This window comes from Bacillus sp. FSL W8-0102 (genome assembly GCF_038007225.1).
Taxonomy (GTDB): Bacteria; Bacillota; Bacilli; order Bacillales; family DSM-4216; genus Bacillus_O; species Bacillus_O smithii.
In genome coordinates this window covers 3,180,207-3,193,694 of record NZ_JBBOWT010000001.1, presented here as the reverse complement: position 1 = coordinate 3,193,694, position 13,488 = coordinate 3,180,207, and the positions used below count along the sequence as shown (strand labels likewise).

Annotated in this window: 11 protein-coding genes and 1 riboswitch; of the genes, 3 read left to right on the top strand and 8 right to left on the bottom strand. The window is 42.9% G+C overall.

The genetic code is table 11. The features are described from left to right. Positions 1-302 precede the first annotated feature (302 nt). Positions 303-1,721 carry an amino acid permease gene (locus tag N1I87_RS15135; RefSeq protein ID WP_327804822.1) on the top strand — a complete coding sequence of 473 codons (1,419 nt, stop codon included), beginning with the start codon at positions 303-305 and terminating at the stop codon, positions 1,719-1,721. An 80-nt stretch (positions 1,722-1,801) separates the two neighbouring features. Here the strand turns inward: N1I87_RS15135 and N1I87_RS15130 are convergent, their stop codons facing one another. Both N1I87_RS15130 and N1I87_RS15125 read right to left on the bottom strand, forming a co-directional pair. After that, positions 1,802-2,107, bottom strand: a complete 306-nt coding sequence (locus tag N1I87_RS15130; protein WP_341102691.1) for an STAS domain-containing protein — start codon at positions 2,105-2,107, stop codon at positions 1,802-1,804. A gap of 74 nt (positions 2,108-2,181) precedes the next feature. Further along, complete coding sequence (locus N1I87_RS15125; RefSeq protein ID WP_003352379.1) at positions 2,182-2,322, bottom strand: ribbon-helix-helix protein, CopG family; 141 nt, start codon at positions 2,320-2,322, stop codon at positions 2,182-2,184. Between the two features lie 87 nt (positions 2,323-2,409). Between N1I87_RS15125 and N1I87_RS15120 the strand changes: the two genes are divergently transcribed. Beyond that, positions 2,410-3,522 (top strand): RNA-guided endonuclease TnpB family protein, encoded by a 1,113-nt coding sequence (locus N1I87_RS15120; protein ID WP_003353982.1) that lies wholly within the window; start codon positions 2,410-2,412, stop codon positions 3,520-3,522. On the opposite strand, the gene N1I87_RS15115 is transcribed toward N1I87_RS15120, so the two are convergent. The 5 genes from N1I87_RS15115 to N1I87_RS15095 form a co-directional block, all read right to left on the bottom strand. Continuing rightward, positions 3,491-5,275, bottom strand: coding sequence for an ATP-binding protein (locus tag N1I87_RS15115; RefSeq protein ID WP_341102689.1), 1,785 nt, complete (start codon positions 5,273-5,275; stop codon positions 3,491-3,493). The genes N1I87_RS15120 and N1I87_RS15115 overlap by 32 nt on opposite strands. Beyond that, positions 5,250-5,654, bottom strand: a complete 405-nt coding sequence (locus N1I87_RS15110) for an anti-sigma regulatory factor (protein ID WP_341102688.1) — start codon at positions 5,652-5,654, stop codon at positions 5,250-5,252. The genes N1I87_RS15115 and N1I87_RS15110 overlap by 26 nt, the downstream gene beginning before the upstream one ends. A gap of 295 nt (positions 5,655-5,949) precedes the next feature. Continuing rightward, entirely contained in the window at positions 5,950-7,773 is a 1,824-nt protein-coding gene (locus N1I87_RS15105; protein WP_327804827.1) for an APC family permease, read from the bottom strand. 118 nt (positions 7,774-7,891) lie between these two features. Continuing rightward, positions 7,892-8,041, bottom strand: a riboswitch (cyclic di-AMP (ydaO/yuaA leader). A 440-nt stretch (positions 8,042-8,481) separates the two neighbouring features. Then, complete coding sequence (locus N1I87_RS15100) at positions 8,482-9,876, bottom strand: amino acid permease (protein ID WP_270583686.1); 1,395 nt, start codon at positions 9,874-9,876, stop codon at positions 8,482-8,484. A 230-nt stretch (positions 9,877-10,106) separates the two neighbouring features. Then, positions 10,107-10,421, bottom strand: coding sequence for a DUF948 domain-containing protein (locus N1I87_RS15095; RefSeq protein WP_341096260.1), 315 nt, complete (start codon positions 10,419-10,421; stop codon positions 10,107-10,109). A gap of 423 nt (positions 10,422-10,844) precedes the next feature. Between N1I87_RS15095 and N1I87_RS15090 the strand changes: the two genes are divergently transcribed. Further along, on the top strand, positions 10,845-11,819 hold the full coding sequence (locus N1I87_RS15090) for a DUF2971 domain-containing protein (RefSeq protein WP_341102684.1): 975 nt from the start codon (positions 10,845-10,847) through the stop codon (positions 11,817-11,819). 142 nt (positions 11,820-11,961) lie between these two features. Here N1I87_RS15090 and N1I87_RS15085 read toward each other — a convergent pair whose 3' ends face one another. Next, positions 11,962-13,407 (bottom strand): MFS transporter, encoded by a 1,446-nt coding sequence (locus N1I87_RS15085; protein ID WP_341102682.1) that lies wholly within the window; start codon positions 13,405-13,407, stop codon positions 11,962-11,964. Positions 13,408-13,488 lie beyond the last annotated feature (81 nt).

Sequence of the window (13,488 nt, the reverse complement as noted above, 5' to 3'; positions counted from 1 at the left end):
TTCATTTACGCTTAGGAGTTCAATGCACCTAAGTTTTCGAATATCAGGGGCTGACTGTAAAGAGCCATAACTATGGCTTTTCAGTCGGCCCCATTTTTTTATGCCTGTTTTCAAGAATATATGGAGGACTTTTGAACGGTGGGATACATTTCCCCTTTCTTTATCATTCTACCACTTTACTAAACTAAAGAACTTGTTGTAAAATAGTAAAGTCAAATCAAGATCCCGATGAAAACGATCGTTTTTTCTTAATAAAGGAAGAAGGATTGGTTTTGAGATAATGAATCAGAAAGGTGAGCAGGATGAACAATAAAAAATGGGGATTATGGATTTTAACCATGTTTGTTGTTGGAAATATGGTAGGAGGCGGCGTTTTTATGCTTCCGACTAATTTGGCCCAAGTGTCCAGTCCGTGGGGGGCCACTCTCGCCTGGATAGCAACCGGGCTGGGGGTTTTTATGATTGCGCTCGTATTTGGAAATTTGTCTATTCGAAAACCGGAGCTGAAAGCGGGGCCGCAAAGCTACGCGCAAGCGATGTTTTCTTCGCCTAATGCCGGACGGGTTGCCGGCTACAGCATGGCGTGGGGTTATTGGGCAGCCAACTGGGCTGCGACCGCTTCAGTCATCATTTCTTTTGCCGGTTATTTAACTACCTTTTTCCCGATCATGCAAAGCAAAAAGCTTTTATGGTCAGCCGGGTCTTTTCAATTGGAAGTCGGCAAACTGATCACCTTTTTAGTGTGTACGGTGATGCTGTGGGGAATTCAATGGATTCTGACTCGCAGCTTTGACGGTGCCGGGAAAATCAATTTAACGGCGACTGTTGCGAAAGTGCTTGGATTTACCTTATTTGTCGTTTTGACTATTTTTGCTTTTGATCAAAGCAACTTGGGAAATGCCAAACATTTTGTGGATTCGACCGGAAAGGCAGTGTCTTTGGGCGGACAAATCAATGGTGCAGCTATTTCCGCATTGTGGGCTTTTATCGGCATCGAATCGGCCGTAATGCTTTCCAACCGGGCAAAATCGCAAGGAGATGTAAAGAAAGCAACCCTTTTAGGATTGTTGATTTCGATGCTGATTTATATCGCGATTACACTGCTAACGATGGGGGCTCTCTCTCAAGATGAACTGAGAGAATCGCAAAAACCGCTTGTCGATGCTTTAGGGCAAGTGATTGGAAGCGGCGGTACTTATATTATGGCGATTTTAGCCTTAATTTCTTTGTTCGGATCGACTGTGGGCTGGATTGTCGTCAGTTCCGAAGTGCCTTATCAAGCGGCAAAAACGGGACTATTCCCTGCTTTTTTCGCCAAAACCAATGGAAAGGGAAGTCCAACAAACTCTTTAACCCTCACCAATTTGATGACGCAGATTTTCTTGTTTTCGACCATATCCCATACGGTGAACCGAGCCTATAACTTTGTGATTGTAGTGGCGACGCTGGCCTATTTGATTCCGTATCTTGTGTCCGCCGTCTATCAATTAAAGTTGGTGATTACCGGAGAAACTTATGGCTTAGGGCAAGGAGCACGGAAGACAGACGGCGTGATTACCGTTCTCGCATTGGTGTACTCCATTTGGGTCATTAAAACGGGAACGGCTGATATGAGAACTTTCTTGCTAGGCATCGGTCTATTTGTGGTAGGATTGCTGCTATATCCATTCATTATGAGAAATCCGCAGCCGATCAACAAAGAAGCAGAAAGCCGGTTATAACATTGTCATGAAAGCCGTATAGGAGAAAAGAATGACCGTCAACAGGCGGTCATTCTTTTTAGTGCGATTCCAATTTTCATTTATCTTTTTGTTTTCATATGGTTAGAAGCGTGGTCAAAGCCGATTTCTTGGAGTGCCTGCTGAAGGTCGGAGCGGGTTTCCAGCTCTTCTCCGATTTCGATGCCGAGTTCGATCATCGTATCGGCGATTTCCGGGCTGATTCCGGTTAAGATGGTGGAACATCCCAGCAGTTTAATCCCTTTCACAATTTTAAAAAGATGATTGACGACGGCGGTGTCAACGAATGGAACTCCGGAGACGTCAATGATTAATTTGCGCGCTTTAAACTCTTTCACTTTAACGTCTTTCCGAAAGAAGTCTCCCATCCTCTAGGAATGTGAAGGTGTGAATAGCACCAATGAGTAGGTGGGAGATGAATTTCGGTTGGCTTTAGCCAAAGTTATTTTTCCAATCCCTTTCTCAACAATTCTAAGATTGCGGCTGTTCTAGTTGGAATCCCATTTTCTTTTTGATATTGCTCCAATTTTTCTAATATCGTCTTAGGCATACGAATTTCTACACGTTCTTTCTCTTCTCTCATGATTATCACCTCATATTGATTGTACGGATTTTTTACGGTATAATCAATATATACGAAATTTTTCCGCACAAAGTGAGGTGAATTGATATGGCCAAGCAAAACAAAGCTTTCAAGTTTCGTTTGTTACCAAACAAAGAACAATCCGCATTATTAGCTAAGACATTTGGTTGTGTTCGCTTTGTCTACAATAAGATGTTAGCTGAACGCAAAGAAACGTATGAAAAGTTCAAGGATGATAAAGAATTGCTTAAAAAGCAAAAGTTTCCGACCCCTGCAAAATATAAAAGTGAATTTCCATTCCTAAAAGAAGTGGATTCTTTAGCTTTGGCAAATGCACAAATGAACTTACAGACTGCTTATAAGAATTTCTTTGAAGGAAATGCGGATTTTCCAAAGTTCAAAAATCGTAAAGCAAAACAATCCTATACAACTAATATGGTCAACGGAAATATTAAGCTAGAAAATGGTCATATCAAACTGCCAAAAATCAAAAAGCCAATAAAAATGAAACAGCATAGAGAGATACCTGCTGATTATAAAATCAAATCTTGCACTATTTCTAAAACAAAGACAGGCAAATACTACATTTCAATTTTGACAGAATATGAGAAAGATATTCGTCCAGTTAAAATACAGAAAGTTGTTGGTTTGGATTTTGCTATGGATGGTCTATATGTCGAGAGTGAACAGGGTAAGAAAGCCAATTACCCACGTTACTATCGGCAAGCCTTAGATAAATTAGCAAAAGCACAACGAATTCTTTCTCGAAGAAAGAAAGGTTCTGCAAGATGGGAAAAACAACACCTGAAAGTGGCTAAGCTACATGAAAAGACAGCGAATCAGCGCAGAAACTTTCTTCATCATAAGTCAAAAGAATTAGCAACAAACTATGACGCTGTGATTATTGAGGACTTAGACATGAAAGGCATGTCTCAAGCCCTCAACTTTGGAAAAAGCGTTCATGATAACGGCTGGGGGATGTTCACTACTTTCTTAGCGTATAAGCTAAAAGAACAGGGGAAACAACTTGTGAAAATTGATAAGTGGTTTCCCTCCACTAAGAAGTGTTCATGTTGCGGCAAGGAAAAAGAAATGCCATTATCTGAACGTGTATATAAATGTTCTTGCGGCTTTGTATTAGATCGCGATCACAATTCAGCAATCAATATCAAAAATGAGGGATTACGCTTATTAGCATAAAGAATAATAACTTTCGGAACGAGAGGGTTAGCTCGGTCAATTTTCTGTCATTAGACGGGATTACCCGAGAAGCCCCCACTTCAATCAAACCGTAAGGTTGATAAGTGGAGGGTAGTTCACAAAGAGTCTTCTCGCGAATTTTTTTCGCTCGATATGTATCGACAGTGCCTACAATCGGAAGAATACATATTTTATCGGTGATAGGGATAACGGGCACGGACAACTCATCAACGGTCTCGCGCTGGCTTTTCAGCAATTCGTCTTTATATTGAACATAATAAGCTGTGTAGGAGTTAATCATCATATCAATAATATTATTGACTTTCCGTTCGAGTGAAAAAAACTCATCGATGACCAGACCGGTGCCGGTTTGTTGATAAAAGGAATGAATGGCCTCCCAAATCATGCTCCGGGAAGATTGGAAAAATTCCCAAGCCAGATGAATGGGAAAATCGGTTTTGGTCCTTGATGTACCAAGCTCTTTCGACCAGTCCATGATTTCTTCCGCTTTAATTTCCGGAATGCTTCTCACGACAAGGCTTATAAAACGCATACAATGATTGAATTGTTCCTCTTCTGCGTCGCTGCTTGCGTGAAAGTGATTATAATAGCTTTTATGTTCTTGTAAATATTGAACCCATTGTTTCGCATATTGATCGATGTTTTGAATTAAAAATTCAGTTAACTCATTTTCTAAAGAAATTGTTTTCGCCATAATATCCCTCCTGGAGAATGGATCTAAATGCCGGATGCCTTTTGGAAAGTGCAAACAAAAAGCAGTTCCTTTTCCTTCTTCGCTTTCTACTTGAACGAATGCATTATTGTTTTGCATGGCTGAAAACACTTGCGCCATTCCCATTCCCGTTCCGTCTTCCTTTAAACTGAAGAAAGGGGTGCCGAGCATTCGTAATTTATCCTTCGGGATGCCGACGCCGGTATCCGCAATTCTGATATGGACTCCTTCATGATCTTCATACTGTTCAATCGTCAAGATTCCACCTTTGGGCATCGCTTCGATCGCATTTTTCACAATGTTGAAAAGCGCTTTTTTGATTTGGCCCTTTCTCCCCGTAATGACGGCGCTTGGATGTTCCAATTTTTTGACGACTTTAATGTTATAAAGCTGGTTTTGAAACAGAAGCAAAATCGATTCAATTTCAGCGGCAATGGAAAACGTGGTTCGTTTTTCTTGATCAAATTCCGGTTTGGAAACGCTCATGAGCTCATTTAAAATGGTAATCGCCCGTTCCAGCTCGCTTTGAGCAATTTCGATATACTCTGGTTTATAGGATTGATCCAATAATTGCAAAAATCCTTTTACAGCTGTTAAAGGGTTTCTTACTTCATGAGCGATGCCGGCTGACATCTCACCGATGGAAGTTAATAAGCTCTCATTCCAATTATTGTGATTTTCTACATTCTTCAGCTGATCAAGGCTGAAGATATACAAATAATGACTTGAGGGCGGATGACCAATGCCTTTATGGAACAAAAAAAGATGAGGTCTGGAGTGAACATGAGCGACAAATTGTTCGCAAGTCCCGCCTATGCAATCGTGCAGCTTTTTGCTGATCTCTGGATGGGAAAAGCACTGAAAAATATTTTTCGGTTCGGACTGGCTGTTATGTCCTGTTAATTTCTGTGCCTTGTCGTTCATATATTCAATTTGGCCGTCCGGCTTAAGCAGAATCAAACCATAGTGTACTTCTCCATGTTTCAATTGTTTATTAATGATGGTTCCCCTGCCTTTCATTTAACCATTTCACGGCGCGGATTCTCGTTCCAAAGTCTTCTTTGCTGGTTATCTCAAATTCATCCATTAACCGCTGAACTCCTGATAAACCGAGTCCAAGCCCTTTTTTGGAACGAATCTCACTTTTCAGAACTTTTTCGATCTCTTTGATGCCCGGCCCATGGTCGATAGCCAAAATTTCAATTCCGTAATTGGGAACGGGAATAATAAAAATTTCCCCTTTTGCCGCGTAATAGATAATATTGCGTGCCAATTCCATGATCGAAACGACCAGCTTGGTTTGTTGAATTTTGTCCAGTCCAAATTCTTCCGCCACTTTTTTTCCGATGGAACTGGCCATATACACATCTCTTTCATCATCAATCGCTACTCTGCACACATTTTCTTCGTCCTTTGCTCTTACTGGTAGTCGATCAGAGTGTAAGCGGAAGTCCTCACTGCCGCTTACTGGAAACTACAGATCAAGATTAATTCTATCAAAATAACTGGTTTTATCTAGTATTTTTTTTGAAAAAATCGAAAAATAAAATCATATGATCATGCAATTTCAATGTGTAGCCATCTATAGATGGTTTTTTTGCTTCATAAATGATAGCTAGAAGAATGGAGTCAGGTGGAAGCTGTAGTTTGATTCCAAAAAGAAAAAGCCCCTTTCGAAGGTTAGGGGCTTTTGGCTATTTCTTGAAATGGTAAGGAACAGTGGAGACGACAACGTTTTTTGTACGAAGCAAATAGGCTCTAAGCAGCAAACTCGACTGGTTATGCAAAATATGGTGCCATCTTTTGCGCGGCAAAAACTGCGGTATCAAAACGGTTACTTGATAATTGTGATCTTCTGCTTTGTCTTCGATAAAATCAACGAGCCTTCCTATCGGATGAACCAAACTTCGATATTGAGACACAAAGGTTAAAAGCCGCACATCAGGCTGCCATTCTTTCCATTTTTCTTGCATGGCTTCTTCGCTTTCGCGGTCGAACGCCACATAGACAGCAATGACATAATCGCCGATCGATTGGGCATATTTTAATGAGTTTTCCACTACTTTCGTGATTCCGGCGACCGGAACGATGACGACATTGCCCGCAATAGGCGGAGTTTGTTCATCAGGGTTGATCCGCAATTGTTCTCCCACGTTGATATAATGATGCTTAATTTTATAAAACATGGTAATGATTACAGGCAAAAAGACGAAAACAGCCCAAACATGAGTAAATTTTGTAATGAACAACGTCAGAACGACCGTAAAGGTTATAAACGCTCCGACAAAGTTAGTCACAAGCTTCCATTGCCATCCTTTTGGTTTTTCCCGAATCCATTTCACAATCATCCCGGTTTGAGAGAGGGTGAAAGGAATGAAAACGCCAACCGCATATAAAGGAATTAAGTTTTCCGTTTTTCCTTTAAACGCGATAATCAGAATCATGGAAGCAATGCTTAAAAACAAAATGCCGTTTGAATATCCAAGTCGGTCGCCACGAATGGTAAACATACGCGGCAAATATTTATCTGTCGCCAAGTTGACCGCGAGAAGAGGAAAAGCAGAAAAACCGGTATTCGCTGCCAACACGAGAATTAAGGCGGTAGTTCCTTGTACGAAATAATATAATGGCGTTCGGCCGAATGTTTCATCCGCAATTTGAGAGACGACGGTTTCGTCCGCTTTCGGACTGATTCCGTACCAATAAGCTAAAAAGGTAATGCCGGAAAACAAAATTCCAAGCAAAACGCCCATCATCATGAGCGTGCGGGCCGCATTTTTTTCGGCGGGATCTTTAAAATTCGGAATCGCGTTCGAAACGGCTTCGACGCCTGTCAACGCAGAACATCCGGATGTAAAAGCTTTTAACAATAAAAACATGCTGACGCCATCCACCCAATGTCCCATCGGTTCATGGGCAGTAGCCGGGATTTGGCCGGTGGCGACTTTCTGAATTCCGACCGCAATTAATACAAGCAAGGCCAATACGAACAAATAGACCGGATAGGACAACACGGTTGCCGACTCAGACAGCCCACGCAAATTTAAAATAGTAATAAAGAGCACAAGAAGAATAGAAATCAGAACGCTGTGGGCGTGCAGGGAAGGAAATGCCGAAGTGATGGCGTCCGTCCCTGCGGAAATGCTGACGGCAACGGTTAAAATATAGTCGACCAAGAGCGATCCGCCGGCGACGAGACCAGTTGTTTCGCCCAAGTTGTTTCGAGATACGATATACGCTCCACCGCCGTGAGGGTAGGCGTAAATAATTTGCCGATAGGAGAGGATGAGCGCTATGAGCAGTATCAAAATCCCTACTGCGATTGGAATGGAGTACCAGTAAGCCGCTGCTCCGACAGTAGCTAAGACGATCAGCACTTGTTCGGGACCGTATGCAACGGAAGATAAAGCATCGGATGATAAAATGGCCAGCGCTTTCCTTTTGCTTAATTTATGCTCGCTAAGGGCATTGGTTTTCAGTGGCTTTCCTATCAGCAATCGTTTTAATGTCGTATACATAATGGTTCTGCACCTCTTGCTTCAAAATATTGGTGAAAGTGGAGATTTCATTTTGCGCAAACAAAAACCGCAGAGGGGAAAATGACTCTGCGGCACTAAAGAGCATAGGCAAAGAGACATCTCCTCTTTTCAAACGCCTACGAGGTTAGCTGACGGATTAGGGTGGAAAGAGTCACCCCTCCTAAATATTAGGATTCACCCCATGCAGCCTATAAGGCCGCGATTGGTTTCCCCCGCTTCATCATCATGAATTAAGCGATAAAAGATGCTTGGATTAACTTTATTATTTTTAGAATGTTCATATCTTAATCCTGGAAGAGTGAGAATGTAAAGGGAAAAAAATGAAGAAAAACAATCATTTATCATTATTAAAGCGCTTACAATATGTGTTATCTTTCGTATTCGCTTTTTCTTAAGGACTATCTGGTTCAATGTAAAAAAATAGCCTCTCCAAACTTTACAGTATAGAAAAAACGGACCGTTTTTCCCATACATTGCATGAAAGTTTGAAGGGGCCATTCTTTTCCGGAAGCGAGTCTCAGCTGTTTCGATAAAATGTCTTCTATTTTCTTTGAAAAAGTTCCAAGTCTTCAAAGGAGAGTTTTACTCGCTTTGAAGACGGAAACAAGGAAAGAGCCACACAGTCTTCTGGATAAGAAGAATCTGTCGTGCAAGGATAAGCATTTGTGCAACAGAACACAAACTTCATTATTGTCGAGGGCTGGATAAATGGCTATGCTTTCTGGCGTAGATAAAGTAAACGAGCGTTCCGAACGCCAGCCAAATGAGAAAAGAAATCCAAGTGACTTTTGGCAAGCTAAGTGACAAGTAAATACAGATCAGAGCACTGATAGCCGGAAGCACAGGAACAAACGGAACGCTGAATGAAGGTTTTAAGTCAGGATATTTTTTCCGTAATACGATAATCGAAATCGAAATTAACGAAAAAGCGGCAAGTGTTCCCATATTGACAAGATGGGCAAGAGTAGTTAAATCCACGAATCCTGCAATAAAGGCAGCGATAATTCCTGTGATCCAAGTGTTGACAAACGGCGTTTTGTAAGTTGGGTGAACACGGCCAAGCACTTTTGGAAGCAGACCGTCACGGCTCATCGCATAAGAAAGTCGGACTTGTGCGTAAATCAAAGCGAGCAGAACAGTAGTGATTCCGGCAACGGCGCCTACAGATATAATCCCGGCCAACCGGTCTTGACCGACAAATTTAAGAGCAAAGGCGACCGGGTCGGCGACATTCAGTTTTGTATAAGGGATCATTCCCGTTAGAACAAGAGAAACACCAATATATAAGATCGTACAAATGGCTAAGGAAGCGATAATTCCAATAGGCATATCCCGCTGCGGACGTTTCACTTCCTCGGAAGCAGTGGCAATCACATCAAAACCGATATAAGCAAAGAAAACCGTCGCTGCACTCGTGACGACTCCGCTAAAACCGAATGGCATAAACGGTGTCCAATTATCCGGCTTTACATAGCCAGCGCCCGCAACGATAAAAGCGAGGATCACGGCAAGCTTCACAAGCACCATAATATTGTTGAAACGAGTGCTTTCTTTTACTCCTTTACTGACTAAAGCTGTAATTAACAAAATAATCAGAATTGCCGGTAAATTTACTGCTCCGCCATGTCCGGAACCGGGAGCTGAAGAAAGAATGGCGGGTATTTTTATACCAAATCCCTCAATAAGCGATTGAAAATAAGCCGACCAGCCTGTTGCAACTGCTGAAATGGCCAGCACGTACTCCAACATTAAGTCCCAGCCGATCAAAAAGGCGAAAATTTCGCCAAGTGTCGCATATGTGTACGTATAAACACTTCCGGAAATCGGCACAGCCGATGAAAATTCGGCATAGCAAAAGGCAGCCAACGCGCAGGCGATTCCGGCAAGGATAAAGGAAAGGATAATAGCGGGACCTGCGCTTTGAGCTGCCACAACTCCCGTTACTACAAAAATGCCTGTCCCAATTACACAACCGACGCCAAGAAAGATCAAGTCCAGCAATCCAAGCGATCGCTTCAACTCTTTCTTCCGGCTCTGCATAAGCATCTCATCGATCGATTTTTTTCGAAATAGTGTACTCATGATGTCCTCCTATTAAAAAATAGTTGAATTTTCAGAAATCTCAATATTGCTACTTTTTGAGTATAATGTCGTACGATGTCGAAGTCAAGATGGAAGCATTAATGAAAGCGCTTGAAAAATAAAAAAAGAAAAATTTAATAAAAAATTATTTTATTTAAAAAAGGATGCCGCGTGGATCGACATCCGAAAAGCAGAGAGATCATCAATTGTATAAGATGAATTTGGTCAGCTTAATTCTTTTTTCTTTGAGTGTAGAGAGCGCTAAAGAATTCTTTCACCATTTCCGGTGTTTGCTTCGCCGCTGTTGCGGCCGTTTCCAATGAATTCCTGGTGTCTTCGATCTTTTCCAGCATTTGACGCTGATATTCAGAAAGTTTGATGGCTTCCGTTTTGATAAGATCGGTTTGCTCTTGCATACGTTTGATCGTCCCTTGAATATGTTCGACTTTCGGCCGGGCGGAGCGGTATGTTTTAACGGCAACGCGGTCCAAAAAGATCAGAACTCCGATAAAAAGAATAAGGCTTGCATATAAAATGAAAATCATGAACTTGTTTCCTCCTTCTTTCTTTGCGTCCACTGCATTTATGAAAAGTGTATCGGATTTTGGCGAATGAGGAAAGATCCACATGAAATTCTGTTACGCTTAGGCTAATGGAACTCGTTATATTCCATTGGAAAAATGGATTTTTGGCGATTTTCATCATTTGGTAATGGCTAAAAAATGAACGGAAAGAAAAAAGGGATAAGTACGGACAATCCATCATAAGAATAGTAAAAAACGTAAGGCCGGATTCTTTTTCAAGCGGAAAGGGAATTCGGCTTTTTCTCTTTAACGGATGGATATATGTTGAAGTCACCGCGTCATTCGAGGGTAGGTTTGTCTTTCGGGATTTTGGGAAAAAGAAGAGAAGAAGTGGTTGAAATAAATGAAGCATGGACATCGTGAATATGATCGGGGAGTGATGGGATGGCAGAGCAAGACTCATTTATGCAGCAGCTGCAATCGCTGTTTTGGAAGTACATGGGAAGTGCCATAGGGCAAACGGAAAGTCCCCATGATATTCTCTACCACTACACCAATTTGGATAGTTTCATGGGAATGATCGACAACAGAAGCATCTGGATGTCCAAAGGAAATTTTTTAAACGATTCGGGCGAGTTGGTCTACATTCATCATATTGCCCGCCATGTGCTTGAATTATTTGAACAACGCATCAACCAAAAGTACGGAAATGACGTGGAACTTTTGAAATGCCGGAATCGATTTGTGGGAAAAATGAGATGGGCTCTTTCTAAATTTTTGCATGAGATTCATTTGGATCATTTGGAAGTGTACGTTTTGTCTTTGACCCCCAATCAAGATTCGTTAACCCTTTGGTACAACTACTCGGGGGGAGACGGCTACAATATCGGCTTTTCTTACGATAAATTGTTGACGGAAATCAACCGCCTTTCGGAAAACATGGGACAAGAATTCAGCGTTGTCTACGGAAATGTCCTGTACGAAAAAGAAAAGCAAGAACAGACTCTCCTTCATTCATTGATCCGATCGTTTGAATTCCTCCTGCAGCACCGCGGGCAGTTCGACGATGATGAAATGGTTGCCAAACTGCCGGCTTATTTTACGGAAATCATTACATCCTGTTCGATTTTTTTCAAACATGAAGCTTTCAAAAACGAAGAAGAATACCGCATTGCCTTTACGCGCAGAAGAAAAGCAAATACCGGCGACGGCAAAGTTTTATTTCGTTCGGCAAACGGCATCATTATTCCTTATATTTCGATTGAATTGAAAGAAAAGCTGCCGGTGAGGCATGTCACCATCGGCCCTAAAAATAATATCGATATTGCCAAAAACGGCGTAGAATACTATTTGCGGAGCAGGGGGTACCCGTTGGAGCATATCACCGTCAGCAAATCGGTCGTCTCGCTCCGGTATTAGAACGGGAATGAGAATGTACCGGTCGGCCATTTTTCCATTTTAGACGTTGCCCCTATCTTTCTTTATTCACAGTCGACGGCAAAAATCCAGCCTATAAAAAACTTCTCCGACAAACGTGTGTGAATGTCGGAGTAGGACGGTTTTAATCAGAAGCTTTCAGGCGCAAAGAGGAAAGGATGACGCCAACTAAGCAAATCGCAAACGCCGCCCAGAAGACGGTATGAAGTGCTTGCATCATCAAAGCAGGGTCGCTTTCGTGAGCGGAAACTTGCCCTGAATGGCCGCTCAGCTGATTCATGCGGAACGTCAGCAAAGTGACGGAGAACGAAACGCCTAAAACCATTCCGACATTGCGGACAAGCGCATTCAGCCCTCCCGCCGTTCCCAGCTGCGGACGCGGAACGGCACCCATCACGCTGGAATTGTTCGGCGACTGGAAGAAACCGTGGCCAAGTCCGAAAATCGCTAAGTGCAAAGCCACGATCCACATGCTTTCTTTCATCGACAACGTATTCAACAGTGCGAACCCAATCGCATTCAGAAGCAATCCTCCGGTAGTTAAATAAGACGACCCGATTTTATCGGAAAGCCAGCCCGCAAACGGTGCGACAACCGCCATCACCATCGGGTACACCATCATCGCATAACCGGTTTTTTCCGGAGAGAATCCGAGAATGTTTTGCAAGTAAAACGGCATCATCACGTTTGAGCAGAAAAGGGCAACAAACGACAATAACGCCGTGATATTGCCGATACGGAACGCGCGAATCCGGTACAAGGAAAAGTCCAGCATCGGAAAGCGCGTTTTTCGTTCCCAAATGAAAAACGCAATCAAGAAAATGATTGCCAAAAGCCCGAGCGAAAGCGTTCTGTTGGACCCCCAGCCCCATTCTTCGCCTTTAGAGGCCGTGTATAAGAAGGCGACCATTCCGATCATAAACAAAACCGAGCCCGTATAATCGAAAGGCTCTTGATGGCTGTTTCTTTGCGAACGAGGCAAAATAAACCAGCCGGCAATGAAGCCGATGATCCCAATGGGAATGTTTACGAAAAAGATCGCCGGCCAGCCAAAATGGCCGATTAAAATCCCGCCGATCCCCGGGCCTGTCAGCGATCCGATCGACACCATCGCTCCTGTAATCCCCATTGCCCGGCCGCGGCCGCCGCTTGCGAATGTCACCGATACAATCGCTTGGTTGTTCGCCATCATACAGGCCGCACCTATCGCTTGAACGATTCGGGCCAGTATCAATCCGGATAGCGAATGAGAAAGTCCGCACCATAACGACCCCAGCGTAAAGATCAAAAACCCGTAATTATAAATCCGCGTACGTCCCACCATGTCGGAAATTTTCCCCACAACGGGCAAAAGGGCGCAAATCGTCAGCAGATAGGCGTTTAACACCCATTGCACATCTCCCATGGACGTATGAGTGTCGCGGGCGATCGATGGCAGCGCCACATTGGCAATGCTGCCATCCAATGTGGCCATAAACGTCCCGACCGACACCGTCGCCAAAATCCACCAGCGTCTTTTCGACGAAGCCGCTTGCCCTGCTGCCGGACTGCCGTGTCTGTTTTCTTCCATATAAAAACCCTCTCCACCTGAGAATGAAAAACGGAATCAAGCATTTTTATGAAAAAATCGTCCTTAATTTTATGTAAAAAT

Coding starts and splice junctions, on each gene's coding strand:
- N1I87_RS15135 (WP_327804822.1), top strand. CDS start 303: ATGAACAATAAAAAATGGGGATTATGGATTTTAACCATGTTTGTTGTT.
- N1I87_RS15130 (WP_341102691.1), bottom strand. CDS start 2,107: ATGGGAGACTTCTTTCGGAAAGACGTTAAAGTGAAAGAGTTTAAAGCG.
- N1I87_RS15125 (WP_003352379.1), bottom strand. CDS start 2,322: ATGAGAGAAGAGAAAGAACGTGTAGAAATTCGTATGCCTAAGACGATA.
- N1I87_RS15120 (WP_003353982.1), top strand. CDS start 2,410: ATGGCCAAGCAAAACAAAGCTTTCAAGTTTCGTTTGTTACCAAACAAA.
- N1I87_RS15115 (WP_341102689.1), bottom strand. CDS start 5,275: ATGAAAGGCAGGGGAACCATCATTAATAAACAATTGAAACATGGAGAA.
- N1I87_RS15105 (WP_327804827.1), bottom strand. CDS start 7,773: ATGTATACGACATTAAAACGATTGCTGATAGGAAAGCCACTGAAAACC.
- N1I87_RS15100 (WP_270583686.1), bottom strand. CDS start 9,876: ATGAGTACACTATTTCGAAAAAAATCGATCGATGAGATGCTTATGCAG.
- N1I87_RS15095 (WP_341096260.1), bottom strand. CDS start 10,421: ATGATTTTCATTTTATATGCAAGCCTTATTCTTTTTATCGGAGTTCTG.
- N1I87_RS15090 (WP_341102684.1), top strand. CDS start 10,845: ATGGCAGAGCAAGACTCATTTATGCAGCAGCTGCAATCGCTGTTTTGG.
- N1I87_RS15085 (WP_341102682.1), bottom strand. CDS start 13,407: ATGGAAGAAAACAGACACGGCAGTCCGGCAGCAGGGCAAGCGGCTTCG.